Source organism: Pantoea sp. MT58 (assembly GCF_014495885.1).
GTDB lineage: Bacteria > Pseudomonadota > Gammaproteobacteria > Enterobacterales > Enterobacteriaceae > Pantoea > Pantoea eucalypti.
This window is the reverse complement of sequence record NZ_CP061083.1, coordinates 3,224,359-3,249,514: the sequence shown is the minus strand read 5'-3', so window position 1 is coordinate 3,249,514 and position 25,156 is coordinate 3,224,359. Positions and strand designations below refer to the sequence as shown.

The following is a 25,156-nucleotide window of genomic DNA, read 5'->3' as shown; positions in this document are numbered from 1 at the left end:
TTCTGGATCCTGCCATGCCTTTGCCCGCTTTTGACGCCATGTTGCAACCTGATGCCGCGCTGGTGGTCGCCTTCAGTGGCGGACTCGATTCAACCGTGCTGCTGCATCAGCTTCGCGGCTGGCAGCAGCAGCATCCCGAATCCCATCTGCGGGCGTTACATGTTCATCATGGGCTTAGCCCGAATGCCGATTGCTGGGCAGCGCACTGCCTGTCGGTATGCGAGCAGTGGCAACTGCCATGTGAGGTACTGCACGTTACCGTGGATGGCAGGGAAAACGGCATTGAAGCCGCCGCCCGCACCGCCCGTTATCAGGCGCTCAGTGCGGCATTGTTGCCGGGTGAAGTGTTACTGACCGCGCAGCACCTCGACGATCAGTGTGAAACCTTTATGCTGGCGCTGAAGCGCGGCAGCGGTCCGGCCGGGCTGGCGGCGATGCCTGCTGCGCGTGCGCTGGGTTCGCATCAGCTGCTGCGTCCACTGCTGAATCAGTCGCGGCAGTCGCTTGAAACCTATGCCAGAACCCATCAGCTGGTGTGGATCGAAGATGAAAGTAATCAGGATCTTCGCTACGACCGTAACTTCCTTCGTCAGCGGCTGCTGCCGGCGCTTTACCAGCGCTGGCCCCATTTTGCCGAGGCGACAGCCCGAAGTGCGGCGTTGTGCAGTGAGCAGGAGCAGTTACTGGATGAACTGCTCACCGGACAACTCAATGAGCTCATCCAGCCAGATGGCAGCCTGCACTTTCCGCCCTTGATGGTCATGAGTGAGTTGCGTGCTAATGCGTTATTGCGCCGCTGGATCGCCGGGCAGGGCGGCAGGATGCCCTCCCGTGAAGCGCTGAAACGTATTCGCGATGAAGTCATGGCGAGCCGGGGGGATGCACAGCCGAAGCTGCGATTCGGTCAGGCTGAACTCCGCCGCTACCGTCAGCAGCTCTACTGGCTGCCGTTGCGCAGTTCACTGCGCTACACCGAGCTGGCATGGCCCGATCTCTGCCAGCCGCTGGTGTTACCGCAGAATCTCGGCACGTTATGCGCCAGCCAGGCGCAGAGCCTGTTGCGTTATCCTCAGCCGGATGAGCAGGTCAGCGTACGCTTTCATGCGCAGGGTCACGTTCATCTGGTGGGCCGTCAGGGTGGAAGGGAAATGAAAAAGTTGTGGCAGGAGTTGCAGATACCTCCGTGGCAGCGAGAACGGCTGCCGTTAATCTTTTATAACCAGACGCTGATCTGTGTTCCGAATCTGTTTGTCACCCACGCTGGCGCGGCTGTTGATCAACAGGGCTGTCAGATAGTCTGGGACAGGGCATGCAGCGCAGAGGAACAACAATAATGAAGCAATGGTTTATCGCCTTTTTAGTGGGCGCCGTATTACCGGCGTGGGCTGCGGGCGATGCGCAACGCGGCGCACAAAAAGCAGGGAGCTGCATGGCCTGCCATGGTGCAGCAGGTAAAGCGGCTGTGCCCCTCTATCCCAATCTGGCCGGGCAGCACGCACCTTATCTGGAACAGGCTTTGCACGCCTACAAAAAGGGCGAGCGCACTGGCGGCCAGGCTGAGGTGATGAAGGCATTTGTAGCGGGATTGAGTGACAGTGATATAGCTGATCTGGCGGCGTACTACAGTTCGTTGCAGCCCTGAGGGTTAACAGGGCGGGAAGGTCCCGCCCGTGATGCGTCTATTACTCAGCGCTGACAACCACCGTACCCAGTTCGGGATGGGTAAAGCTGGCAATATGGTCGAGACGTAATTCGCGATGTTCACCGGAAAGATCGATAGCCAGATATTCCACGTTCTTGCGTGAAAAAATCTCTTTGGCCTTTGCCTTGAGCTGTTCGCCATCTTTCATTTCCAGCGACAGCATCCAGGTATTCTGGCAGGCGAGTTCCAGATTATCGTAGTCATCACAATTGATAGGTTGGTACGCTTCATTTATCAACATAGTCGCTCACCAATAAGTTAGCAGCGGCGTAGGCCGCCTGTTCCCTGACAGAAGAGTTTAGCTCAGTATTTGCGGCAATATCATTAAGTGCCTTCAATGCGCAGCCAATCGCATCCGGAATGTAACCTAAGTCTCCGCTGCCGATTTCGGCATATTTCCGGCGAACTAACTCACAATAATTTTGCACATGGCCCCCCTCAGCAGAGCGTCGATACTCTGGTTAACTGGCGACTATATCATAGCCATTTAGAGGAAATCAGCCTGCGTAAAGCAGGAACAGTGCGCGAATCACTGCTAAAGTGACAGATTCCGCTGTCTGGGACGGAATGAATCAGAGCACAAAAGGTTAATTTGATGAACAGGTTATCGGAGGTCAACGTGATTAAGGTGTGGGGAGCAAGCTGATGATTATGCTATCCCGTTCGGTTGAGATTCCGGAGAGTGAGATCGAGCTGACGGCTATTCGCGCTCAGGGCGCTGGTGGACAACATGTCAACAAAGCCAGCACGGCCATTCATCTGCGCTTTGATATTGCTGCTTCTTCGCTGCCCGCGTTTTATAAAGAGCGGCTGCTCACTGCCAGTCATCATTTGATTACCGGAGATGGCGTGGTGGTGATTAAGGCGCAGGAGTATCGCAGTCAGGAGATGAATCGTGAAGCGGCACTGCAACGTCTGGTCAATCTGATCCAGGAGCTGAGTACCGTGGAAAAAGCCCGGCGCGCTACGCGGCCGACCCGCGCCTCGAAAGAGCGTCGTCTGGAAGGAAAAGCCCGTCGCAGTTCGACGAAATCGATGCGCGGCAAGGTGCAATAAAAAACGCCCCGCAGGCGGGGCGTTTGAGTACTGATCAGGCAGCTCAGCGTGACTCTGGCAGCAACGAATAAGCGCATGGCGAAGGGAACAGGGTCAGAAGAGGAAAGCGTCCCGCGCCATGGACAAAAACGCCGGGAGCGTTTTTGAACAACGCCATGCGTTGGCCCGGTCAGGGCGCACCTCATGGATGAGGTGCGTAATCGCGCGGGCCGAGCATGCCATGGATGGCGGCTTTTGCGTCTTTCCGATCTGACCCTGTTTCCTGAGCAGATACGGAATTACAGCAACCGGGCAAACTCTTAAGCTGTTAGAGGCCACACAAGCAAGTTATCTGACCTTTCCTTCACAATTTACTTGTTCAGTGCTTTCAGCAGGAACTCAACAATTTCATCCTGCTTAATCATCTGCTTCTCACCGGCACGACGTGATTTGTATTCAATCTCCTGGTTGTCGAGATTGCGATCGCCGATGACGATGGTGTGTGGCACCCCGATCAGTTCCATATCGGCGAACATCACGCCCGGACGCTCTTTGCGGTCATCCAGGATAACTTCAACGCCTTTGGCACGCAGCGTGGCATATAACTCTTCTGCCAGCTCTTTAACACGGAACGATTTCTGCATATTCATCGGCAGAATCGCCACCTCGAACGGTGCCAGTGCGGCTGGCCAGATGATGCCACGATCGTCATGGTTTTGCTCAATGGCTGCCGCCACCACGCGAGTGATGCCGATGCCGTAGCAGCCCATGCTCATCACCTGATTACGGCCATCTTCACCCTGAACGGAAGCTTTCAGCGCGTCAGAATACTTAGTACCGAGCTGGAAGATGTGACCGACTTCAATACCACGTTTAATCTGCAGCGTGCCTTTGCCATCCGGGCTTAAATCGCCTTCGACCACATTACGGATATCCGCAACGCTGGCCAGCGGCAGATCGCGCTCCCAGTTAATGCCGAAGTAGTGTTTACCATCGACGTTGGCACCGGCGCTGAAATCGCTCATCTTCGCCACGGTACGGTCAGCAATGATCGGCATCTGCAGACCCACAGGCCCGATTGAACCCGGACCCGCACCCACTGCGGCGCGAATCTCTTCTTCCGTCGCGAACACCAGCGGCGATGCAACGATGGCAGATTTCTCTGCTTTGATCTCATTCAGCTGATGATCGCCGCGAACCAGCAGGGCAACCAGCGCGTGACCGCTCTCTTCTGCACCTTTAACAATCAGCGTTTTCACTGTCTTTTCGACAGGTACATTGAATTGCTCAACCAGCTCCGCGATGGTTTTTGCGTCTGGTGTTTCGACCAGCTGCATCTCCTGAGATGGTGCGGCACGTTCACCGGCCGGTGCGACGGCTTCGGCCAGCTCAATGTTAGCGGCGTAATCAGAATCGGTAGAGAAAATCACATCATCTTCACCGCTCTGCGCCAGCACCTGGAACTCATGTGATGCGCTGCCGCCGATAGAGCCGGTATCGGCCTGCACAGCACGGAAATCCAGTCCCATACGGCTGAAGATCTGACTATAGGCGCGGTACATCGCGTCATAGGTTTCCTGCAGCGACGCCTGCGACGTATGGAACGAGTAAGCATCTTTCATGATGAACTCACGTGAACGCATCACGCCAAAACGTGGACGCACTTCATCACGGAATTTGGTCTGAATCTGATACAGGTTGAGCGGCAACTGCTTATAAGAGCTCAGTTCGTTGCGGATCAGGTCAGTGACCACCTCTTCATGCGTCGGACCCAGCACGAACGGACGCTCGTGGCGATCGGCAATACGTAACAGTTCCGGGCCATACTCCTCCCAGCGACCGCTCTCCTGCCACAGGTCGGCGGGCTGCACAACCGGCATTAAAATCTCAACAGCGCCCGCGTTGTTCATCTCTTCACGCACGATGTTTTCGACTTTTTTCAGCACGCGAACCCCGGTCGGTAACCAGGTGTACAAGCCAGAAGCCAGTTTGCGGATCATACCGGCGCGCAGCATCAGCTGGTGGCTGATCACTTCAGCGTCGGAAGGCGTCTCTTTCTGAGTAGAGAGCAGATATTGAGTAGTACGCATTGATTACGGTTCCAGTTGATCGGAAAGTCACAGACAGAATTTTGCTGGCGGCTAGTGTACCAGTGAGATCACCGCCTCAAAAGCGGGTTTTAACGCGGGTCGATAGCGATCACTTCAGTACCGGCATCATCAATGCGCCAGCGGACATTAAAATCCATCAGCCAGGCCGCATATTCCCGCGCCTGCGTTTCGCCCTGACGATAAGCCGGACGGGGATCCTGTGCCAGCACTTCACGGATAAAGCGTGCCAGATTGGGGTAGCGCGACTGCTGCTGAAGCTGCTGCTGGGCCAGTGCGGAGAAGCGAACCGGCATATCAGCCGCAGGGGCAGCCTGAGCAAAACCTGCCTGGGCATGAGGCAGCGCTTCGGCAAAAGGCAGATAAGGTTTGATATCCACTACCGGAGTACCATCGACCAGGTCCAGACTGCCAAGCTGCAGAATCACCTGCTGCTTCTCAATTCTGACACCTTTCAGTTCAACCAGCGACATCCCAATGGGGTTGGGACGGAACGTGGAACGTGTCGCGAAAACACCCATGCGCGCATTGCCGCCCAGACGGGGAGGGCGAACCGTGGGACGCCAGCCACCTTCCATCGTCTGATGGAAAACAAACAGCAGCCAGAGATGGCTGAACGCTTCCAGTCCACGTACCGCTTCCGGCTGATTGTAAGGTGGCTGCAGATGAAGCTCGCCGCCGCCATCCTGCACCAGGCCTGGCTGACGCGGTACGGCAAACTTCTCCTTCCACGGCGAACGAATTACCCCAATTTGCGCAAAGGCGAATTCACTCATTGATTGCTGACTTTCAGCGCTGAACCCTGACACACCGCCTGGCGATAACAGCCTGGTGTGCCGGTAACGATTTCACACTGATGCAGCAGCACTGCATTGGCTTTCATCTGTGATGCTTTGATCTGCAGACGTTTCCGTGCTGTAGCGATATTGGCCGGGGAGTTCTGATTGCTCATCTGGCAATCTTCAGCGGAGACTTCACCCAGATCGCGGAACGGCTTACTGACCAGATCGGCGGCATCGGTATAGAGCTTAACGGGTGCGGGTCGTGCCACAGGCTTATGGGTCGGTTCACTGGATTGCTGCGGCCGGGACGGTGCGCTGCTTATCGGGTGATACTCATGAACACACCCTGTCAGCATCAATGCTAACAAGCAGAGCGGTAAAAAACGCATGGCAACATCCTCAGGTTTCAAAAAGTGGCGTTATTGAAACAAGGACAAGAATAAATAACAAGTCGGGCAGGGCACCCAATAGCAGAAAGGGCGGCATAGCGCCGCCCTTAGGGAGATCACGGACTGAATTACCAGCCTTTAACCGCGCCGCCGTTAAAGACTTTATTAGCTTCTGCGTTAACTTCGTCAGACTGGTAAGCCTTAACGAATTTCTTCACGTTTTCCGCATCTTTATTATCTTCACGCGCGACAATCAGGTTCACATAAGGTGAATCTTTATCTTCGACGAAAATGCCATCTTTCGCGGGTGTCAGGCCAATCTGGCTCGCGTAAGTGGTGTTGATCACTGCCAGAGCAATCTGCTGATCGTCCAGTGAACGTGGCAGCTGTGGCGCTTCCAGCTCAACAATTTTCAGATGCTTAGGGTTCTCAGTGATATCCAGTGAGGTTGGCAGCAAGCCCACGCCATCTTTCAGTTTGATCAGACCGACTTTCTGCAGCAGCAGCAGTGTACGGCCCAGGTTGGTCGGATCGTTTGGAATAGCAACCTGCGCGCCATCCTGCAGCTCATCCAGTGATTTGATCTTCTTCGAATAGCCCGCGATTGGGTAGACGAAAGAATTACCCACTGAAACCAGCTTGTAGCCACGATCTTTGATCTGCTGATCAAGGTAAGGTTTGTGCTGGAAGGCGTTAACGTCGATATCGCCTTTGCTCAGCGCTTCATTCGGCAGAACGTAATCGTTGAAAGTGACCAGCTCAACGTCCAGACCATACTTATCTTTAGCCACTTTCTGCGCGGCTTCAGCAACCTGCTGCTCAGCACCGACAATCACGCCCACTTTGATGTGGTTAGGGTCTTTCTCTTTTTGATCGCAACCTGCCAGCGCAATCGCGCCAATCAGTGCACCCACAGCGGCAATTTTCTTGAATCTGAAAGACATATCCTTTCCTTCTTAATAATGTGATATTGCTTACTTATGGGACACAGCATGCACGATGCGGTCGCCACAGAATTGAATGAGATACACTAAAACCACTAACAACACTAATACCGTATTCATCACAGTGGCGTTATATCCGATATAACCATACTGATAACCGATCTGGCCCAGGCCACCGGCACCCACCGCGCCACCCATGGCGGAGTAACCGACCAGCGTAATCAGCGTGATGGTCGCCGCGTTCACCAGGCCCGGCATCGCTTCCGGCAGCAGAACTTTACGGATGATCTGCATTGGCGTGGCACCCATGGCACGTGACGCTTCAATCAGGCCGGTTGGCAGTTCCAGTAAGGCGTTTTCAACCATACGCGCAATAAACGGCGCAGCACCGACGGTCAACGGCACGATAGCCGCCTGCAGTCCGATTGAGGTGCCGACGATCACGCGGGTAAAGGGAATCATCCAGACCAGCAGGATAATGAAAGGAATCGAGCGGAAGATATTTACCAGCGCGGAAAGCACGCGATAAAGACCCTGATTCTGAAGAATCTGTCCTGGACGGGTCACATAGAGTAAAACGCCGACCGGCAGGCCCAGCACAAAACCGAAAAAGCCTGAGACGAAGGTCATCATCAGCGTTTCCCACACGCCCCGTCCCAGCAACCACATCATCGCTTCAGACATAACCTAACACCTCTACTTTCACATGATTCTCCTTCAGCCAGGCAATCGCCTCGCGGGTATCGCTCTCTGTGCCGTGCATTTCTGCCAGCATAATGCCGAACTTCACGCCACCGGCGTAATCCATCTGCGCACTGATAATGTTGTTATTCACGTTGTAACGGCGGGCCGCTTCGGAAAGCAGCGGCGCATCAACCGATTTACCGGTGAATTCCAGTCGCAGCAGCGGCACGGTATTTTCAGATGCGGTGGCAGAAAGGCGCTGCTGATAGTCATCCGGGATATCCAGATGCAGCGTGGACTGAATAAACTGCTGCGCCAGTGGCGTTTTAGGATGAGAGAAGACTTCGCTGACACTATCTTTCTCAATCAGCTCACCGTGACTGATGACCGCAACCTGATCGCAGATGCGTTTCACCACATCCATCTCATGGGTAATCAGCAGAATCGTCAGCCCCAGGCGGCGGTTGATGTCTTTGAGCAATTCCAGAATTGAACGTGTGGTCGCGGGATCCAGTGCGCTGGTCGCTTCATCACACAGCAGGACCTTGGGATTACTGGCCAGGGCACGAGCAATCGCGACGCGCTGCTTCTGTCCGCCCGACAGATTGGCGGGCCAGGCATCATGCTTATCGGATAATCCCACCAGTTCCAGCAACTCAGTGACGCGAGCGTTGATCTGCGCACGCGAGAGATTACCCAGTTCCAGTGGCAGAGAGACATTGCCCGCAACCGTTCGTGAGTTCATCAGGTTAAAATGCTGGAAGATCATGCCGATCTGGCGGCGCGCCTGGGTTAACTGGCGTTCGTTGAGTGCGGTTAAATCCGCCCCATCGACCAGTACGCGGCCCGAGGTTGGGCGCTCCAGCAGGTTAACGCAACGAATCAGTGTACTTTTACCGGCACCGGAAGCACCGATAACGCCATAAATCTGTCCGGCAGGCACATGCAGGCTCACATCCGTTAATGCCGGAATAGTCCGCGAGCCTTGCTGAAACACTTTGGTGATATTTTCAAGTTTAATCATTATGTTATTAATTATCGTATTGCGTTGTCCGTGGTGTGGGAAACCTCGTCGCTTTTGTTCATTATAAAAGCTGGATGGATGTTAAGGCATCCAGACGTCTAAATCAATGAAAGTGATTCAATCTGACATTCTCCCTTTTATAGCAATCATGCGATACTGATCGGCAATTTTTACAGCAGGAGTTTCTACGTGGCGAATAAAGTCCCCGCTATTTTTCTTGATCGTGATGGCACCCTTAATGTCGATAATGGCTATGTCCATGAGATTGATGACTTCCAGTTTATTGACGGCACCATTGAAGCGCTGCAACAACTGAAGGCAATGGGATATGCGCTGGTGGTTGTGACCAATCAGTCTGGTATCGCGCGCGGTATGTTTACCGAAGATACCTTTATGCGGCTGACTGAATGGATGGACTGGTCGCTGGCCGATCGCGACGTTGATCTTGATGGCATCTATTTCTGTCCTCACCATCCTGAAGCAACAGTTGAAGCGTTTCGTCAGGAATGTGACTGCCGTAAGCCGCAGCCAGGCATGCTGCTGACGGCACAGGAAGAGCTGCACATTGATATGGCTGCTTCTTATATGGTGGGTGACAAGCTGGAGGATATGCTGGCCGGGCAGGCTGCCGGTGTCGGCACCAAAGTGCTGGTGCGCAGTGGCAAACCGATTACCGCTGAAGGTGAAGCCGCAGCAGATTGGGTAATTAATAGCCTTGCAGAGCTGCCAGGACGCATTAAAAAGGGTTAAAACGGCGCTTTTGTGCAAATTTCAGGCGAACAGTGAAAAAGTTGTAATTTGCACTTGCGCTATCTCAGCCGTTCCCTATAATGCGCCTCCACTGACACGGCAAACCGGCAACGGAAAACGGGTCAGCAGGCACAGGAGACTGCGCCGCCGGAGAAAAACTTCTGAAATAGAGGTTGACTCTGCAGGAGGAAAGCGTAATATACGCCACCTCGCGACAGGACGCTAACGCACTGTTCGCACTGCTCTTTAACAATTTATCAGACAATCTGTGTGGGCACTCGCAGGATTGATATCAGCGTCTTAGGACGCAACAAAATATCAAAGCCTCACGAGTGAACACATAATGAAATTCATTATGACGTTTTACAGATGAGCACCGCTTAACTTGTTTAAGCAAATCAAACTTAAATTGAAGAGTTTGATCATGGCTCAGATTGAACGCTGGCGGCAGGCCTAACACATGCAAGTCGGACGGTAGCACAGAGAGCTTGCTCTTGGGTGACGAGTGGCGGACGGGTGAGTAATGTCTGGGGATCTGCCCGATAGAGGGGGATAACCACTGGAAACGGTGGCTAATACCGCATAACGTCGCAAGACCAAAGAGGGGGACCTTCGGGCCTCTCACTATCGGATGAACCCAGATGGGATTAGCTAGTAGGCGGGGTAATGGCCCACCTAGGCGACGATCCCTAGCTGGTCTGAGAGGATGACCAGCCACACTGGAACTGAGACACGGTCCAGACTCCTACGGGAGGCAGCAGTGGGGAATATTGCACAATGGGCGCAAGCCTGATGCAGCCATGCCGCGTGTATGAAGAAGGCCTTCGGGTTGTAAAGTACTTTCAGCGGGGAGGAAGGCGGTGAGGTTAATAACCTTACCGATTGACGTTACCCGCAGAAGAAGCACCGGCTAACTCCGTGCCAGCAGCCGCGGTAATACGGAGGGTGCAAGCGTTAATCGGAATTACTGGGCGTAAAGCGCACGCAGGCGGTCTGTTAAGTCAGATGTGAAATCCCCGGGCTTAACCTGGGAACTGCATTTGAAACTGGCAGGCTTGAGTCTTGTAGAGGGGGGTAGAATTCCAGGTGTAGCGGTGAAATGCGTAGAGATCTGGAGGAATACCGGTGGCGAAGGCGGCCCCCTGGACAAAGACTGACGCTCAGGTGCGAAAGCGTGGGGAGCAAACAGGATTAGATACCCTGGTAGTCCACGCCGTAAACGATGTCGACTTGGAGGTTGTTCCCTTGAGGAGTGGCTTCCGGAGCTAACGCGTTAAGTCGACCGCCTGGGGAGTACGGCCGCAAGGTTAAAACTCAAATGAATTGACGGGGGCCCGCACAAGCGGTGGAGCATGTGGTTTAATTCGATGCAACGCGAAGAACCTTACCTACTCTTGACATCCACGGAATTCGGCAGAGATGCCTTAGTGCCTTCGGGAACCGTGAGACAGGTGCTGCATGGCTGTCGTCAGCTCGTGTTGTGAAATGTTGGGTTAAGTCCCGCAACGAGCGCAACCCTTATCCTTTGTTGCCAGCGCGTGATGGCGGGAACTCAAAGGAGACTGCCGGTGATAAACCGGAGGAAGGTGGGGATGACGTCAAGTCATCATGGCCCTTACGAGTAGGGCTACACACGTGCTACAATGGCGCATACAAAGAGAAGCGACCTCGCGAGAGCAAGCGGACCTCACAAAGTGCGTCGTAGTCCGGATCGGAGTCTGCAACTCGACTCCGTGAAGTCGGAATCGCTAGTAATCGTGGATCAGAATGCCACGGTGAATACGTTCCCGGGCCTTGTACACACCGCCCGTCACACCATGGGAGTGGGTTGCAAAAGAAGTAGGTAGCTTAACCTTCGGGAGGGCGCTTACCACTTTGTGATTCATGACTGGGGTGAAGTCGTAACAAGGTAACCGTAGGGGAACCTGCGGTTGGATCACCTCCTTACCTGAAGATACCTTCCCGCGCAGTGTCCACACAGATTGTCTGATAAAAAGTAATGAGCAGGACGGCTGCGAAGTCGTGACACTATCGTGTCCCCTTCGTCTAGCGGTTAGGACTCCGCCCTTTCACGGCGGCAACAGGGGTTCGAATCCCCTAGGGGACGCCACCTGCTTGGTGACAGGTGAAAGGTGTCTCCATACAGTATCTCAAAACCGTTCTGGTTGCGTAAGCAGCCGTGGCGCGTTTGAGATATTTGCTCTTTAACAATCCGGAACAAGCTGAAAATTGAAACGACGTGTCGTTTTCATTCTCCGTAATAAGAATGAAAAGCGCGACATGTTCGAGTCTCTCAAATGCTTGCAGCTCGCAGCGTTGTAAAACGCCTGTGGGTTGTGAGGTTAAGCGACTAAGCGTACACGGTGGATGCCCAGGCAGTCAGAGGCGATGAAGGACGTGCTAATCTGCGTAAAGCGACGGTAAGGTGATATGAACCGCTACAGCCGTCGATGTCCGAATGGGGAAACCCGGTGCACTCTGTGCATCATTGCAGCATGAATACATAGTGCTGCAAGGCGAACCGGGGGAACTGAAACATCTAAGTACCCCGAGGAAAAGAAATCAACCGAGATTCCCCCAGTAGCGGCGAGCGAACGGGGAGCAGCCCAGAGCCTGAATCAGCATGTGTGTTAGTGGAAGCGTCTGGAAAGTCGCAGGGTACAGGGTGATACTCCCGTACACAAAAGCACACGTGCTGTGAGCTCGATGAGTAAGGCGGGACACGTGGTATCCTGTCTGAATATGGGGGGACCATCCTCCAAGGCTAAATACTCCTGACTGACCGATAGTGAACCAGTACCGTGAGGGAAAGGCGAAAAGAACCCCGGCGAGGGGAGTGAAACAGAACCTGAAACCGTGTACGTACAAGCAGTGGGAGCCTTCTTTATGGGGGTGACTGCGTACCTTTTGTATAATGGGTCAGCGACTTATATTCTGTAGCAAGGTTAACCGTATAGGGGAGCCGCAGGGAAACCGAGTCTTAACTGGGCGTTAAGTTGCAGGGTATAGACCCGAAACCCGGTGATCTAGCCATGGGCAGGTTGAAGGTTGGGTAACACTAACTGGAGGACCGAACCGACTAATGTTGAAAAATTAGCGGATGACCTGTGGCTGGGGGTGAAAGGCCAATCAAACCGGGAGATAGCTGGTTCTCCCCGAAAGCTATTTAGGTAGCGCCTCGTGAACTCATCCTCGGGGGTAGAGCACTGTTTCGGCTAGGGGGCCATCCCGGCTTACCAACCCGATGCAAACTGCGAATACCGAGGAATGTTATCACGGGAGACACACGGCGGGTGCTAACGTCCGTCGTGAAGAGGGAAACAACCCAGACCGCCAGCTAAGGTCCCAAAGTCATGGTTAAGTGGGAAACGATGTGGGAAGGCACAGACAGCCAGGATGTTGGCTTAGAAGCAGCCATCATTTAAAGAAAGCGTAATAGCTCACTGGTCGAGTCGGCCTGCGCGGAAGATGTAACGGGGCTAAACCATGCACCGAAGCTGCGGCAGCGACACTATGTGTTGTTGGGTAGGGGAGCGTTCTGTAAGCCGTCGAAGGTGTGCTGTGAGGCATGCTGGAGGTATCAGAAGTGCGAATGCTGACATAAGTAACGATAAAGCGGGTGAAAAGCCCGCTCGCCGGAAGACCAAGGGTTCCTGTTCAACGTTAATCGGAGCAGGGTGAGTCGACCCCTAAGGCGAGGCCGAAAGGCGTAGTCGATGGGAAACAGGTTAATATTCCTGTACTCGGTGTTACTGCGAAGGGGGGACGGAGAAGGCTATATCAGCCGGGCGACGGTTGTCCCGGTTTAAGCGTGTAGGCGGAGGGTCCAGGTAAATCCGGTCCCTTATCAACGCTGAGGCGTGACGACGAGGCACTACGGTGCTGAAGTGATAAATGCCCAGCTTCCAGGAAAAGCCTCTAAGCATCAGGTAACACAGAATCGTACCCCAAACCGACACAGGTGGTCAGGTAGAGAATACCAAGGCGCTTGAGAGAACTCGGGTGAAGGAACTAGGCAAAATGGTGCCGTAACTTCGGGAGAAGGCACGCTGGCGCGTAGGTGGAGGGATTTACTCCCCGAGCCGAAGCCAGTCGAAGATACCAGCTGGCTGCAACTGTTTATTAAAAACACAGCACTGTGCAAACACGAAAGTGGACGTATACGGTGTGACGCCTGCCCGGTGCCGGAAGGTTAATTGATGGGGTTATCCGCAAGGAGAAGCTCTTGATCGAAGCCCCGGTAAACGGCGGCCGTAACTATAACGGTCCTAAGGTAGCGAAATTCCTTGTCGGGTAAGTTCCGACCTGCACGAATGGCGTAATGATGGCCAGGCTGTCTCCACCCGAGACTCAGTGAAATTGAACTCGCTGTGAAGATGCAGTGTACCCGCGGCAAGACGGAAAGACCCCGTGAACCTTTACTACAGCTTGACACTGAACATTGAGCCTTGATGTGTAGGATAGGTGGGAGGCTTTGAAGCGCGGACGCCAGTTCGCGTGGAGCCAACCTTGAAATACCACCCTTTAATGTTTGATGTTCTAACGTAGGCCCGTGATCCGGGCTGCGGACAGTGTCTGGTGGGTAGTTTGACTGGGGCGGTCTCCTCCTAAAGAGTAACGGAGGAGCACGAAGGTCAGCTAATCACGGTCGGACATCGTGAGGTTAGTGCAATGGCATAAGCTGGCTTGACTGCGAGAGTGACGGCTCGAGCAGGTGCGAAAGCAGGTCATAGTGATCCGGTGGTTCTGAATGGAAGGGCCATCGCTCAACGGATAAAAGGTACTCCGGGGATAACAGGCTGATACCGCCCAAGAGTTCATATCGACGGCGGTGTTTGGCACCTCGATGTCGGCTCATCACATCCTGGGGCTGAAGTAGGTCCCAAGGGTACGGCTGTTCGCCGTTTAAAGTGGTACGCGAGCTGGGTTTAGAACGTCGTGAGACAGTTCGGTCCCTATCTGCCGTGGGCGCTGGAGAATTGAGGGGGGTTGCTCCTAGTACGAGAGGACCGGAGTGAACGCACCACTGGTGTTCGGGTTGTCATGCCAATGGCATTGCCCGGTAGCTAAGTGCGGAAAAGATAAGTGCTGAAAGCATCTAAGCACGAAACTTGCCCCGAGATGAGTTCTCCCTGACTCCTTGAGAGTCCTGAAGGGACGTTGAAGACTACGACGTTGATAGGCCGGATGTGTAAGCGCAGCGATGCGTTGAGCTAACCGGTACTAATGACCCGTGAGGCTTAACCTTACAACGCCAGAGGCGTTTTTGAGAGAGACGATTTTCAGCCTGTACCGGATAATAATCTGCGCGGCCTTCACGGGCGGCGCGGAGAACAGAATCTGCCTGGCGGCTTTAGCGCGGTGGTCCCACCTGACCCCATGCCGAACTCAGAAGTGAAACGCCGTAGCGCCGATGGTAGTGTGGGGTCTCCCCATGCGAGAGTAGGGAACTGCCAGGCATTAAATTCGTTCCTTTTCCCCTGACAAGGAAAGCAACAGGAACAGACGGTTCTCAGCCGGTTGCTGAGAACCGTGAAAGAATCGGTGGAGCGGTAGTTCAGTTGGTTAGAATACCTGCCTGTCACGCAGGGGGTCGCGGGTTCGAGCCCCGTCCGTTCCGCCACTTAATTGGAAAGCCCTGACTTAACGGTCAGGGCTTTTTCCATTGCAGCTAAATCAGTCCGGGAAGTTCGCGCACTGATTCCCATCGATTTGCAGGATCATGTTAACGACAGCTGATAATCTGAACATAAAGCAATAATCCCGTTGTCGATTCCACCATTACGAATGTGTTCGGTTAAACGCCGACAATGCCAGCCTCTTAAGCGTTCACATACGCTGTCGCTGCTCAGCTGTCCACTCAGTAAGAAAACGATAAAAGCCCGCACCCAGGCTGGCTCACCCCAGTGTCGTAGCAGTCAACCGCATTAAGGCGCATCCCGACCGGCAGACGTAGTGACTGCAACGGTGCTCCCTCCGCCACTTCACAATCGATCATAAAGTCCGAAAGACGGCTAATATCCTTACCCAAAGACAGAGCTGATTAATTGTCTGCCCACTGTCAGGGCTCAATGATGACAAAGACAATGTCGCCTCCCGATCTGCCTCGATTTGCTTAGCGAGCGAAAAAGGGCTGCTTTATGCTGGAAATGCGTGATGAATTCCGACATTCACCTGCATCCATTGAAACCCCGGTCTAGAATCCCTATAACAGACAGGTGTTAACTGTATTTTTGAATCATCAGCCAGGCGGGAAAGTGCGCAAAAAAACTTATGCAATGCGATATGTAGCAGGACAACCAGTGGAACAGATCTTTCCACCTGGCGCGATGCTCCATCTCGGTCAGGCACTGCCTCCCGGCGCCCCGTTGCCTGCGCATCCAAATCTCAAGGTCCTGGTATGGAACATCTTTAAGCAGCAACGCGCAGATTGGATGTCAGTACTGGAAGGATTTGGTAAGGATGCACATCTTGTATTACTGCAGGAGGCGCAGACCACACCTGAACTGGTGGAGTTTGCGACCAGTAACTATCTGGCTGCCGATCAGGTGCCCGCCTTTGTGCTGCCTCAGCACCCCTCTGGAGTGATGACACTTGCCTCTGCGCACCCGGTCTATTGTTGTCCGTTACGTGAGCGAGAACCTCTGCTGAGGCTGTCAAAATCGGCACTGGTCACGGCTTACCCTCTGCCGGCCGGTGATATGCTGATGGTCGTCAACATCCATGCGGTTAACTTCAGCCTCGGTGTGGACGTTTACAGTAAACAGCTGGGACCTATTGGTGAGCAGATTATGCACCACCAGGGACCGGTAATTATGGCCGGTGATTTTAATGCATGGAGCCGTCAGCGCATCAATGCGCTCTACCGGTTTGCACAGCGGATGAAACTGGAAGAAGTCATGTTTACTGTCGACCATCGTCGTAAAGCGTTTGGCCGCCCGCTGGATTTCGTCTTCTATCGCGATCTCAGAGTGAGCGAAGCATCCGTACTGGTCACGCGCGCGTCCGACCATAATCCGCTACTGGTGGAGTTCAGTTCAGGACGTTAGTAAGAGACATTAAGGCTGCCAGCAGAAGGCAAGGGAAGGGGAGGGGAATGCGTAAACGGCGGCAGATGCATAAAAGAAAAAGGCTGACAATTGTCAGCCTTTTCAACGTATCAGGTATCAGGGGTTGCGTTATTATTCACAAACAGCGTTAAGTTATCGCCGGGTTGAATATCTTTCGCATTGTCCAGCACACTGTTCCAGCGCATCACGTCTTTAATATTGACGCCGTGATGACGGGCAATACTGTCAAGAGAATCACCCTTACGAACACGGTAGGTGATGCTGTTGCCGTTATCAGCCAGTCGGGTGCCATTCGAACCGATAGTCAGAGTCTGACCCGGTCGGATATCAGCACCGCGCAGGTTGTTTTCCTGCTTCAGTGTCGAGACGCTGACGCCAAGTTTAGCGGCGATACCAGAAAGCGTATCCCCACGTCGCACTTTATACCCGCCACTCGCGCTGGCTTTTGCAAGCTGCGTCGGCTGTACTGCTGCGATGTCACCGGAAGCCAGTGAGTTACGCAGTTTAGCGACGTTCGACTTCGGCACCATAATATAGTGCGGGCCGTTTGGCGCTGTTGCACCGCCTTTGTAGCCGGTATTGAAGCTCTTCAGTTTCGTGAGCGACATACCTGCCATTTCGGCAGCCTGCGTCAGCTGTATCTGCTGACCCACTTCCACTCGCGCCAGAGCACGACTTTCATTAGGTGTCGGCAGTTTGATACCGTAACGCTTGTTATTTTTGAGCAGTTCACTCAGAGCTAACATTTTAGGCACATACACGGTTGTTTCGCGTGGCAGCGATAAATGCCAGAAGTCAGTCGGCTTACCGCGCGCCTTGTTCTGCTTAATCGCTTTAAGCACACGTCCTTCACCACTGTTATAGGCGGCGATGGTTAATAACCAGTCACCGTCAAACATAGTGTTAAGACGCTGCATCATATCCAGCGCAACTTTCGTGGATGCGACCACATCACGTCGCCCATCGTAATACTGGTTTTGTTTCAAACCATAGTTTCGACCCGTAGCTGCAACAATCTGCCAGATGCCAGCGGCATTGGCGGATGACGTTGCCCGGGGGTCAAAAGCGCTCTCCACTATGGGTAGCAGTACCAGTTCCATCGGCATTTTACGTTTCTGTATCTGCTCGACTATCCAGTACATGTACGGCTCTGCCCGTAATGTTACATCGTGGAGATAGCTCTTATTTTTTAAAAATTTTCTTTTTTGTTCGCGGATTGCCGGGTTTTCCGGAATCCCCATCTTCAACTCGTCACTAATGAAACTCCAGAGATCTGCGTCTGCTGCGAGGCCAGTTCCATCTTCCTGCCATCGCGGCGACAAAAACTCGTCTCCGTACTTTCCATTTTCACCTTGACCAGCTGAAGACAGACTCTGTGCATGCTGTTCGGGAATATTGGCATCGTTCCTGGACGCCTGACATCCCACCAGCAAGACTGAGGCGAGTAATATCGCTTTAGCCTTCATATGTGTGTCAATAGTTCGCTTAAAAGACGAGCAACTATACGTGACGACTTTTCACAACACAACCCGAAAAATCAAAAAGCGTCTTTCTTCTCGCGTAGAACAGCAAATGTATGCCATAGCGGTTCATCAGAAACATTAACGTTTAAAGCGCGTTGTAAATCAACGTCTTGCGAACGGAGAAATAAATTAATTGACCGTTCGTGCGCCAGTTTTACAGGCAGACTAATGCCATTTTCAGCGCGTAAGTCCTTAATTTTCTGATATTCGGCCATTATTTGCGGGTCATGAGGCAGAATAGCCGCAGCAAACTTCAAATTGGATAAAGTATATTCATGCGCGCAACAGACTAAGGTTTCTCCTGGTAGCTGATTAAGCTTTTGAAACGAATCATACATTTGCTCTGCTGTGCCCTCAAAAAGGCGTCCACAGCCACCTGAAAAGAGGGTGTCTCCGCAGAAAAGATAAGGGGCGCTGTAATATGAGATATGTCCTAAAGTGTGACCAGGGGTATGAATCACGTCGAAAGTCAGCCCCAGAACCGTGACTTTATCCCCTTCGCTGACGATCGTTCTGGCTCCTTTGGCCTCGGTTTCCTGAGGGCCGTACACCTCCAGTTGCGGGAAATGCTCACACAGGGTTTTCACTCCACCGGTATGATCGTTATGGTGGTGAGTCAGCAGGATGGCGACCGGCTCCCAGCCGTTGGACGCCATTTTTTCTAACACCGGTTGGGCTTCGCCGGGATCGACAATCAGGCATTTACCTTGATCATCCGTCAGTGCCCAGATGTAGTTGTCCTGCAACGCAGGAATACTGGTAAGATTCATCATCACCTCTCGCAGGTCGTAGTAAAAGGAAGAGCGTAAAGCATGAAGCCCGCTAAATCACGCCAGATTCTGAACGCTCCGCTGTCATGGCGCGATATGCCGTGGGGAGAGTATTTCCGCGACGCGTTAACGCAGCAGCTTCAGCCTTACCTCGGAAAGCTATATGGCTTTCATATGCTTAAGCTTGGCAATCTCAGCGCAGAAATCAACACAGAAAATTGTGCTATTTCACATCAGGTCAATGTGGGCAGTAAAGGTGAGCAGTTGCAGGTGCTGGCCGACCCGATGCAGTTGCCGTTTGAGTCGAAGTCGGTGGATGCCTGTCTGATGGCCCATACGCTCGCCTGGAGCCAGGATCCTCATCGGGTATTGCGCGAAGTGGACAGGGTGTTAATCGATGATGGCTGGATGATCATCAGCGGTTTTAATCCCTTCAGCCTGCTTGGCGTGAGCAAAATGGTGCCGGGATTAACTCGCAAGGCGCCGTGGAGCGGACGGATGTTCAGCCAGATGCGGTTGCTCGACTGGCTGGGGCTGCTGAATTATGAAGTGGTTTATCGCACCCGGTTTCAGGTGCTGCCGTGGCATCGACAGGGCGGGAAACTGATCAGCGCCCACTTACCGGCGCTGGGCTGCCTGAATATTGTGGTGGCACGTAAACGCACCTTCCCGCTGCTGCCGACACGTGCAAAGAAGAGCCTGAGTACCAGCAAGATCCGCCAGACGGTCAACGCGACGCGTCAGTTCCGCAAGGCAGAGGATCAGGACTCGGCTTTATAACCGATATCTTCAAAGGCAGGGTTTTCAGCTGCAGTGCGGGCCAGCACGTCGCAGCGTTCATTTTCCGGATGTCCGGCATGCCCTTTAACCCACTCCCACTGAATTTTGTGGGTGCTGAGTGCTAAGTCGAGACGCTGCCAGAGATCGACATTCTTTACTGGCTTTTTATCGGCGGTTTTCCAGCCACGCTTTTTCCAGTTATGAATCCAGCTGGTGATTCCCTGGCGCACATACTGACTGTCGGTGCTGAGCACCACATCGCAGGGTTGAGTCAACGCTTCAAGCGAAACAATCGCCGCCATCAACTCCATCCGGTTATTGGTGGTAAGGTGATAGCCCGCGCTGAACGTCTTTTCATGCTGACCGTAGCGTAAAATCGCACCATAACCGCCGGGACCGGGATTTCCGAGGCAGGATCCATCGGTGAATATTTCTACCTGTTTGCGCATCTCTGGTAGACTTCCTCTCAAAAACGCTAAGTCTGACATAAAACGGGTCTTATGAGCACTGCAAATAACCGCCAGATCGTTCTCGATACTGAAACCACCGGCATGAACATGATCGGGGTACATTATGAGGGGCACCGCATCATTGAGATTGGTGCGGTGGAGGTGATTAACCGTCGCCTGACCGGCAACAATTTTCATATGTATCTCAAGCCCGATCGGCTGGTCGATCCTGAAGCCTTTGGTGTCCACGGGATTGCAGATGAATTTCTTGCCGACAAGCCCGCGTTCAGCGACATCGCTGATGAGTTTCTCGACTACATTCGCGGTGCTGAATTAGTCATTCACAACGCACCGTTTGATATCGGCTTTATGGACTACGAGTTCTCAAAGCTGAACCGTGGCATTGAGAAAACCGAAACCTTCTGCAAAATTACCGATAGCCTGGCGCTGGCGCGTCGTATGTTTCCCGGCAAGCGTAACAGCCTTGATGCGCTCTGCTCGCGTTATGAAATAGACAACACCAAGCGTACTCTGCACGGCGCACTGCTCGATGCCGAGATTCTGGCGGAAGTCTTCCTGACCATGACCGGTGGTCAGACGTCGCTCTCGTTCTTATCGGAAAGTGAAAGTGCCCGTGAGGCGCAGGGAGAGAGCATTCAGCGCATCGTCCGTCCCGCCTCTGCACTGCGCGTGGTTACGGCCAGCGAAGAGGAAGTGGTTGCCCATGAGTCCCGTCTGGATCTGGTGATGAAAAAGGGTGGCAGCTGTCTGTGGCGTGGCTGAATGGCCTGTTTTTGTGGATAAAATCAACGCCAAGCTGAAAAAAACAGCAAACGATTTATTCACCTGGAAAAAGCGTTGACGCCGTAACAACCTGCCATTACTATGCGCCTCGTTCTCGACGGGGAACAAAGCGCGGAGCGGTAGTTCAGTTGGTTAGAATACCTGCCTGTCACGCAGGGGGTCGCGGGTTCGAGCCCCGTCCGTTCCGCCAATCTCTTTAAAAAAGCCGATTCAGAAATGAATCGGCTTTTTGCTGTCTGCTATTCAGCGACGGCCTGGTTCTTCTGCGCCACTACCTCGCCATGCGCGCGGGTCACATCTTCAGCTTCACGATCTTCACGGGCGATAAAGCGATAGCAGCCCGCCGCCAGACCAGCACCAATGAACCAGCTGAAGTTCGCCACCTGATGCAGGGAAGGGATAAAACTAATCACCAGGCAAATCGCTACCGACGGCAGCAGCGCGCCAATTGCTTTGGGGTTAAAGCCACCGCGATACCAGTAACGACCAGATGGCGTGTCATTAAACAGATCGTCGACTGAGATACGGCCACGCTTAATCAGATAGAAATCGGTTAACAGAATCCCGAACAGCGGCCCGATAAAGGATCCCAGCACATCCAGTGTGTAGTGAATCAGCTCAGGCGACTGGAACAGGTTCCACGGCGTTAACAGCACTGAACCAACGGCGGCGATCATCCCACCGGTGCGGAAGCTGATTTTCTGTGGGGAACAGTTCGAGAAGTCAAACGCGGGTGAAACGAAGTTCGCCACGATGTTGATGCCGATAGTGGCGGTAATCATGGTCAGCAGACCAATCGCGACCGCCAGATCGTTGCCGACCATGCTTACGGTTTCGATGGGATCGGTAATCATTTTGCCAAACAGCGACTGGGTGCCCGAGACAATCACCACCGTCACCACTGAGAACAGCAGGAAGTTAAACGGCAGGCCCCAGCGGTTGCCGCGACGAATCTCGGACATATTCTTGCCGTAGCGTGAAAAATCACCGAAGTTTAACAGCGGCCCGGAGAAGTAAGAGACCACCAGCGCCGTGGCCGTAATCATCTGCCAGGTCTGTTCGCCTGCGGTCAGCGATTTGCTGGCGAGGGTAAAGGAGATGCCATCGAAACCGGTCTTGTATACAATCCAGCCCGCCAGTGCCACCATCACCACATAGACCGCCGGTCCAGCGACATCAATAAACCGCTTAATGGCGTTCATGCCGTGCCAGAACACCATCGCCTGCAGTAACCACATAATGCCGAAACAGCACCAGCCCAGCAGCGACAGGCCCAGCCAGTGTGGCACGGTCATTGATGTCAGCGACGGCGCAAACTTCAGCAGCACCAGCATCAGGGCATTCGCCGCCAGATAGGTCTGAATGCCATACCAGGCGAACGCGATCAGCCCGCGAATCACCGCCGGAATATTGGCACCAAACACGCCAAACGCCTGACGACAGATCACCGCATAAGGGACACCCGCCATCTGGCTCGGTTTCGCCACCAGGTTGGCACAGATTTGCACGATGCAAATCCCGGCCAGCAGGCAGAGCAGCACCTGCCAGCTGGCTAATCCCAGCGTGAAGAAACTGGCGGCTACCACATAGCCGCCCATGCTGTGCACATCGGACATCCAGAAAGAGAAGATGTTGTACCACGACCAGTTCTGATTGCGAGTCGGTGCCAGGTCTTCGTTACAAAGCCGTGGGCTGTAACGTGCACTGGCTTCAGAGGCCGCGCTGGCCACCGTTGATTGTTTTGGCATGAAACCTGCTCCTGTACCTGAAAGTGGAATGAATAATCTGGTAAGACGGCATTGCAGGATTCAGGCCAGATCTGTTTTGTTGTATACAATATTTATTTTTCAAGTATACGATAGTGGCACACAGCGAGCGACCGGAGCAGGTAATGACGAGTAAAACAGGCCAGCGAGACGCCACTCATCTGCAGGACAAAGATGAAGGGATTTACCAGGCGTTGATGAACGCTATTGTTGAGCACCAGCTGCCGCCGGGCAGTAAATTGCCGGAAGAGGCACTTTCCGCGGTCTTTGGGGTGAGTCGCACCGGCATCCGCAAAGTGCTGCAGCGCCTCGCGGCGGTGCAGATGGTCACCCTGACGCCCAAACGTGGTGCGCAGGTGGCGACACCCGGCGTTGAAGAGGCACGTGACATCTTCTCAACCCGCAGTTTAATGGAGTGCGCCAATCTGCCTGCGGTACTGGCGCATCTGCAGCCTCCGCATCTGGCTGCACTGGAGCAGCTCATTGCACAGGAAAACCAGGCGCACGCCGATCATGATGGTCCGGCAGCCATCCGGCTTTCCGCCGCGTTTCATATTCAGCTACAGGCGATCTCCGGTAATCAGGTGCTCACCGGCATGGTGACCAGCCTGACTCAGCGCTCCTCACTGGTAATTGCCGCCTGGGGCGCGCCCTGGCAGCGCGGCTGTCGCTGTGACGATCACGCAAATCTTCTGGCGTTACTGCGCGCTCGTGCGCTGGAACCGCTGACTCTCGCGCTTCAGCATCACTTTGAGCACATCGTTTCCAGCCTGCACTTTGAGCGCAGCGGAGAAACCCTGCCCGATTTCTCCCGACTGTTTGCCTCAGTCTCTGGAGTCGCTTCATGAGTCTGATTCAGGTCATTAATCCCAACACCAGTCTGGCGATGACCGAAACTATCGCTCAGGCCGCGCGTGCGGTCGCCGCGCCGGGCACCGAAATTCTGGCGGTTTCGCCGTCGCAGGGCGTGCCCTCCATTGAAGGGCACTTCGATGAGGCGATCGCCGCCATCGGCGTGCTGGAGCAGATCAAGCTGGGCAGGGAGCAGGGTGTCAGCGGACATGTCATTGCCTGCTTCGGCGATCCGGGTTTACTGGCCGCACGCGAGCTGGCCAGCGGGCCGGTAATCGGCATTGCGGAGGCGGCGATGCACACCGCCACGCTGCTGGCGACACGTTTCTCCATTGTCACCACGCTGCCGCGCACGCTGGTGATTGCGCGTCATCTGTTGCAGCAGTATGGTTTTACCCATCACTGTGCCGCGCTGCATGCCATCGATCTGCCGGTACTGGCGCTGGAGGATGGCAGCGGTCTGGCGCAGGAAAAAGTGCGGCAGCGCTGTATTCAGGCGAAACGGGAAGATGGCAGCGGGGCGATTGTGCTGGGTTGTGGCGGAATGGCGACGCTGGCGGCTTCGCTGACCCAGGAGCTGGGCCTGCCGGTGATTGATGGCGTCAGCGCAGCGGTGAAAATGGTCGAGTCGCTGGTGGCGCTTGGTTTTGGCACCAGCAAACATGGCGATCTGGCCTGGCCTTTGCAGAAACCTCTCTCAGGTGCGTTTCAACATCTAAACTAACGGAACTTTCCCGAATCAAAACAGGTGGAGTAATGACTGACGCTGCAGAGAAGAAAGAGTACAGCTTTAACAAAAACTATCCGCGCGATTTAATCGGTTATGGCGCCAATCCGCCGCACGCCGCCTGGCCCAATAACGCCCGTGTGGCAGTGCAGTTTGTCCTGAATTACGAAGAGGGTGCAGAAAACAGTGTGCTGCATGGCGATGCGGGCTCAGAGCAGTTCCTCTCCGACATCATCGGTGCAGCCAGCTATACCGATCGTCACATGTCGATGGAGTCGCTGTATGAGTACGGCTCCCGCGCCGGCTTCTGGCGCATCCACAATGAATTTCAGAAACGTGGTCTGCCGCTAACCGTTTTTGGTGTGGCGATGGCGCTGGCGCGTCATCCGGAAATTGTCGAGGCGATTAAACAGGCGGACTACGATGTGGTCAGCCACGGCTGGCGCTGGATCCACTATCAGGGCATGGATGCAAAAACTGAACGTCAGCATATGCAGCAGGCGGTGGATGTGCTGGTGGATCTGTTTGGGAAAGCGCCAACAGGCTGGTACACCGGGCGCGACAGCCCGAACACCCGTCGGCTGGTGGTGGAGCAGGGTGGGTTCAGCTACGACAGTGACTACTACGGCGATGATCTGCCGTTCTGGACGCAGGTTACCTGCCAGGATGGCACGGTAAAACCGCACCTGGTTATTCCTTACACCCTTGAGTGCAACGATATGCGCTTTGCCTCGCCGCAGGGGTTTAACACCGCCGAACAGTTCTTCACCTATCTGCGCGACACCTTTGATGTGCTGTATGAAGAGGGAGACACGGCGCCGAAGATGATGTCGGTCGGCATGCATTGCCGCCTGCTGGGTCGCCCTGGCAAATTCCGCGCGTTGCAGAACTTCCTCGATCACATCCAGCAGCACGACGACGTCTGGATCTGTACCCGCCAGCAGATTGCTGACCACTGGATCGCAACTCACCCGGCACCTTAAGCCAGTTCCGGCGC

The 25,156-nt window shown here is 54.0% G+C and carries 22 protein-coding genes, 3 tRNA genes and 3 rRNA genes; 16 read left to right on the top strand and 12 right to left on the bottom strand.

Annotated features, from left to right (window positions below; genetic code table 11):
* Positions 1-14: 14 nt before the first annotated feature.
* Both tilS and IAI47_RS15430 read left to right on the top strand, forming a co-directional pair.
* Positions 15-1,334: a tRNA lysidine(34) synthetase TilS gene (tilS, locus tag IAI47_RS15435; protein ID WP_008925643.1), complete on the top strand. Its 1,320-nt coding sequence runs from the start codon at positions 15-17 to the stop codon at positions 1,332-1,334.
* Entirely contained in the window at positions 1,334-1,642 is a 309-nt protein-coding gene (locus IAI47_RS15430) for a cytochrome c (RefSeq protein ID WP_003852625.1), read from the top strand. Before tilS ends, IAI47_RS15430 begins: the two co-directional genes overlap by 1 nt.
* 40 nt (positions 1,643-1,682) lie before the next feature.
* Here IAI47_RS15430 and rof read toward each other — a convergent pair whose 3' ends face one another.
* Both rof and IAI47_RS15420 read right to left on the bottom strand, forming a co-directional pair.
* Positions 1,683-1,943, bottom strand: coding sequence for a Rho-binding antiterminator (gene rof, locus IAI47_RS15425; protein WP_008925644.1), 261 nt, complete (start codon positions 1,941-1,943; stop codon positions 1,683-1,685).
* Positions 1,930-2,130: a YaeP family protein gene (locus tag IAI47_RS15420; RefSeq protein ID WP_003852623.1), complete on the bottom strand. Its 201-nt coding sequence runs from the start codon at positions 2,128-2,130 to the stop codon at positions 1,930-1,932. The genes rof and IAI47_RS15420 overlap by 14 nt, the downstream gene beginning before the upstream one ends.
* 217 nt (positions 2,131-2,347) lie before the next feature.
* Here IAI47_RS15420 and arfB point away from each other — a divergent pair, with 217 nt between their 5' ends.
* Positions 2,348-2,758 carry an alternative ribosome rescue aminoacyl-tRNA hydrolase ArfB gene (arfB, locus tag IAI47_RS15415; protein ID WP_003852622.1) on the top strand — a complete coding sequence of 137 codons (411 nt, stop codon included), beginning with the start codon at positions 2,348-2,350 and terminating at the stop codon, positions 2,756-2,758.
* Positions 2,759-3,108: 350 nt separating this feature from the next.
* On the opposite strand, the gene proS is transcribed toward arfB, so the two are convergent.
* The 6 genes from proS to metN form a co-directional block, all read right to left on the bottom strand.
* Entirely contained in the window at positions 3,109-4,827 is a 1,719-nt protein-coding gene (gene proS, locus IAI47_RS15410) for a proline--tRNA ligase (RefSeq protein ID WP_003852621.1), read from the bottom strand.
* An 89-nt stretch (positions 4,828-4,916) separates the two neighbouring features.
* Positions 4,917-5,621, bottom strand: a complete 705-nt coding sequence (tsaA, locus tag IAI47_RS15405; protein WP_003852620.1) for a tRNA (N6-threonylcarbamoyladenosine(37)-N6)-methyltransferase TrmO — start codon at positions 5,619-5,621, stop codon at positions 4,917-4,919.
* Entirely contained in the window at positions 5,618-6,016 is a 399-nt protein-coding gene (gene rcsF / locus IAI47_RS15400) for an Rcs stress response system protein RcsF (protein WP_003852619.1), read from the bottom strand. The genes tsaA and rcsF overlap by 4 nt, the downstream gene beginning before the upstream one ends.
* 128 nt (positions 6,017-6,144) lie before the next feature.
* Positions 6,145-6,960 carry a MetQ/NlpA family lipoprotein gene (locus IAI47_RS15395; protein ID WP_003852616.1) on the bottom strand — a complete coding sequence of 272 codons (816 nt, stop codon included), beginning with the start codon at positions 6,958-6,960 and terminating at the stop codon, positions 6,145-6,147.
* 30 nt (positions 6,961-6,990) lie between these two features.
* A complete protein-coding gene (locus IAI47_RS15390) occupies positions 6,991-7,644 on the bottom strand; it encodes a methionine ABC transporter permease MetI (RefSeq protein ID WP_003852613.1) in 654 nt (217 codons plus the stop codon).
* Positions 7,637-8,668 carry a methionine ABC transporter ATP-binding protein MetN gene (gene metN / locus IAI47_RS15385; RefSeq protein WP_003852611.1) on the bottom strand — a complete coding sequence of 344 codons (1,032 nt, stop codon included), beginning with the start codon at positions 8,666-8,668 and terminating at the stop codon, positions 7,637-7,639. Before metN ends, IAI47_RS15390 begins: the two co-directional genes overlap by 8 nt.
* A gap of 189 nt (positions 8,669-8,857) precedes the next feature.
* On the opposite strand from metN, the gene gmhB reads away from it, so the two are divergent.
* The 7 genes from gmhB (at position 8,858) to IAI47_RS15350 (ending at position 16,467) form a co-directional block, all read left to right on the top strand.
* The gene (gmhB, locus tag IAI47_RS15380; protein WP_003852609.1) at positions 8,858-9,418 is read left to right on the top strand and encodes a D-glycero-beta-D-manno-heptose 1,7-bisphosphate 7-phosphatase; all 561 of its coding nucleotides are present in this window, start codon (positions 8,858-8,860) and stop codon (positions 9,416-9,418) included.
* Between the two features lie 406 nt (positions 9,419-9,824).
* Positions 9,825-11,365 (top strand): 16S ribosomal RNA (locus tag IAI47_RS15375).
* Between the two features lie 88 nt (positions 11,366-11,453).
* Positions 11,454-11,528: transfer RNA gene (locus IAI47_RS15370), tRNA-Glu, on the top strand.
* Positions 11,529-11,758: 230 nt separating this feature from the next.
* Positions 11,759-14,666 (top strand): 23S ribosomal RNA (locus IAI47_RS15365).
* A gap of 95 nt (positions 14,667-14,761) precedes the next feature.
* Positions 14,762-14,877: ribosomal RNA gene (gene rrf / locus IAI47_RS15360) — 5S ribosomal RNA — on the top strand.
* The 16S, 23S and 5S rRNA genes sit together here with 2 tRNA genes alongside, the layout of an rRNA operon.
* Before the next feature lie 87 nt (positions 14,878-14,964).
* Positions 14,965-15,041, top strand: a tRNA-Asp gene (locus tag IAI47_RS15355).
* 634 nt (positions 15,042-15,675) lie between these two features.
* On the top strand, positions 15,676-16,467 hold the full coding sequence (locus tag IAI47_RS15350; protein ID WP_033742994.1) for an endonuclease/exonuclease/phosphatase family protein: 792 nt from the start codon (positions 15,676-15,678) through the stop codon (positions 16,465-16,467).
* Between the two features lie 110 nt (positions 16,468-16,577).
* On the opposite strand, the gene mltD is transcribed toward IAI47_RS15350, so the two are convergent.
* Positions 16,578-17,954: a murein transglycosylase D gene (gene mltD / locus IAI47_RS15345; protein ID WP_033742950.1), complete on the bottom strand. Its 1,377-nt coding sequence runs from the start codon at positions 17,952-17,954 to the stop codon at positions 16,578-16,580.
* A gap of 71 nt (positions 17,955-18,025) precedes the next feature.
* Entirely contained in the window at positions 18,026-18,781 is a 756-nt protein-coding gene (gene gloB / locus IAI47_RS15340) for a hydroxyacylglutathione hydrolase (protein WP_003852545.1), read from the bottom strand.
* A gap of 42 nt (positions 18,782-18,823) precedes the next feature.
* On the opposite strand from gloB, the gene IAI47_RS15335 reads away from it, so the two are divergent.
* Positions 18,824-19,561 carry a class I SAM-dependent methyltransferase gene (locus IAI47_RS15335; protein ID WP_003852547.1) on the top strand — a complete coding sequence of 246 codons (738 nt, stop codon included), beginning with the start codon at positions 18,824-18,826 and terminating at the stop codon, positions 19,559-19,561.
* Here IAI47_RS15335 and rnhA read toward each other — a convergent pair.
* Positions 19,543-20,010: a ribonuclease HI gene (gene rnhA, locus IAI47_RS15330; RefSeq protein ID WP_003852549.1), complete on the bottom strand. Its 468-nt coding sequence runs from the start codon at positions 20,008-20,010 to the stop codon at positions 19,543-19,545. The two genes, IAI47_RS15335 and rnhA, sit on opposite strands and share 19 nt — an antisense overlap.
* Positions 20,011-20,061: 51 nt before the next feature.
* On the opposite strand from rnhA, the gene dnaQ reads away from it, so the two are divergent.
* A complete protein-coding gene (gene dnaQ / locus IAI47_RS15325; protein WP_008924823.1) occupies positions 20,062-20,793 on the top strand; it encodes a DNA polymerase III subunit epsilon in 732 nt (243 codons plus the stop codon).
* 134 nt (positions 20,794-20,927) lie between these two features.
* Positions 20,928-21,004 (top strand) — tRNA-Asp (locus tag IAI47_RS15320).
* A gap of 49 nt (positions 21,005-21,053) precedes the next feature.
* Here the strand turns inward: IAI47_RS15320 and IAI47_RS15315 are convergent.
* Entirely contained in the window at positions 21,054-22,562 is a 1,509-nt protein-coding gene (locus IAI47_RS15315) for an NCS1 family nucleobase:cation symporter-1 (RefSeq protein WP_003852551.1), read from the bottom strand.
* 143 nt (positions 22,563-22,705) lie between these two features.
* Between IAI47_RS15315 and IAI47_RS15310 the strand changes: the two genes are divergently transcribed.
* Genes IAI47_RS15310 through puuE form a run of 3 tightly spaced genes read left to right on the top strand, consistent with a single transcriptional unit; the run spans position 22,706 to position 25,142 of the window.
* Entirely contained in the window at positions 22,706-23,428 is a 723-nt protein-coding gene (locus IAI47_RS15310) for a GntR family transcriptional regulator (RefSeq protein WP_003852553.1), read from the top strand.
* Positions 23,425-24,156, top strand: coding sequence for an allantoin racemase (hpxA, locus tag IAI47_RS15305; protein ID WP_003852554.1), 732 nt, complete (start codon positions 23,425-23,427; stop codon positions 24,154-24,156). The genes IAI47_RS15310 and hpxA overlap by 4 nt, the downstream gene beginning before the upstream one ends.
* A gap of 32 nt (positions 24,157-24,188) precedes the next feature.
* Entirely contained in the window at positions 24,189-25,142 is a 954-nt protein-coding gene (gene puuE / locus IAI47_RS15300) for an allantoinase PuuE (RefSeq protein ID WP_003852556.1), read from the top strand.
* The last annotated feature ends 14 nt before the right edge of the window (positions 25,143-25,156 follow it).

Coding starts and splice junctions, on each gene's coding strand:
- rcsF (WP_003852619.1), bottom strand. CDS start 6,016: ATGCGTTTTTTACCGCTCTGCTTGTTAGCATTGATGCTGACAGGGTGT.
- IAI47_RS15335 (WP_003852547.1), top strand. CDS start 18,824: ATGAAGCCCGCTAAATCACGCCAGATTCTGAACGCTCCGCTGTCATGG.
- tsaA (WP_003852620.1), bottom strand. CDS start 5,621: ATGAGTGAATTCGCCTTTGCGCAAATTGGGGTAATTCGTTCGCCGTGG.
- proS (WP_003852621.1), bottom strand. CDS start 4,827: ATGCGTACTACTCAATATCTGCTCTCTACTCAGAAAGAGACGCCTTCC.
- IAI47_RS15390 (WP_003852613.1), bottom strand. CDS start 7,644: ATGTCTGAAGCGATGATGTGGTTGCTGGGACGGGGCGTGTGGGAAACG.
- puuE (WP_003852556.1), top strand. CDS start 24,189: ATGACTGACGCTGCAGAGAAGAAAGAGTACAGCTTTAACAAAAACTAT.
- hpxA (WP_003852554.1), top strand. CDS start 23,425: ATGAGTCTGATTCAGGTCATTAATCCCAACACCAGTCTGGCGATGACC.
- arfB (WP_003852622.1), top strand. CDS start 2,348: ATGATTATGCTATCCCGTTCGGTTGAGATTCCGGAGAGTGAGATCGAG.
- IAI47_RS15395 (WP_003852616.1), bottom strand. CDS start 6,960: ATGTCTTTCAGATTCAAGAAAATTGCCGCTGTGGGTGCACTGATTGGC.
- tilS (WP_008925643.1), top strand. CDS start 15: ATGCCTTTGCCCGCTTTTGACGCCATGTTGCAACCTGATGCCGCGCTG.
- dnaQ (WP_008924823.1), top strand. CDS start 20,062: ATGAGCACTGCAAATAACCGCCAGATCGTTCTCGATACTGAAACCACC.
- IAI47_RS15315 (WP_003852551.1), bottom strand. CDS start 22,562: ATGCCAAAACAATCAACGGTGGCCAGCGCGGCCTCTGAAGCCAGTGCA.
- mltD (WP_033742950.1), bottom strand. CDS start 17,954: ATGAAGGCTAAAGCGATATTACTCGCCTCAGTCTTGCTGGTGGGATGT.
- rnhA (WP_003852549.1), bottom strand. CDS start 20,010: ATGCGCAAACAGGTAGAAATATTCACCGATGGATCCTGCCTCGGAAAT.
- gloB (WP_003852545.1), bottom strand. CDS start 18,781: ATGAATCTTACCAGTATTCCTGCGTTGCAGGACAACTACATCTGGGCA.
- IAI47_RS15430 (WP_003852625.1), top strand. CDS start 1,334: ATGAAGCAATGGTTTATCGCCTTTTTAGTGGGCGCCGTATTACCGGCG.
- IAI47_RS15310 (WP_003852553.1), top strand. CDS start 22,706: ATGACGAGTAAAACAGGCCAGCGAGACGCCACTCATCTGCAGGACAAA.
- rof (WP_008925644.1), bottom strand. CDS start 1,943: ATGTTGATAAATGAAGCGTACCAACCTATCAATTGTGATGACTACGAT.
- metN (WP_003852611.1), bottom strand. CDS start 8,668: ATGATTAAACTTGAAAATATCACCAAAGTGTTTCAGCAAGGCTCGCGG.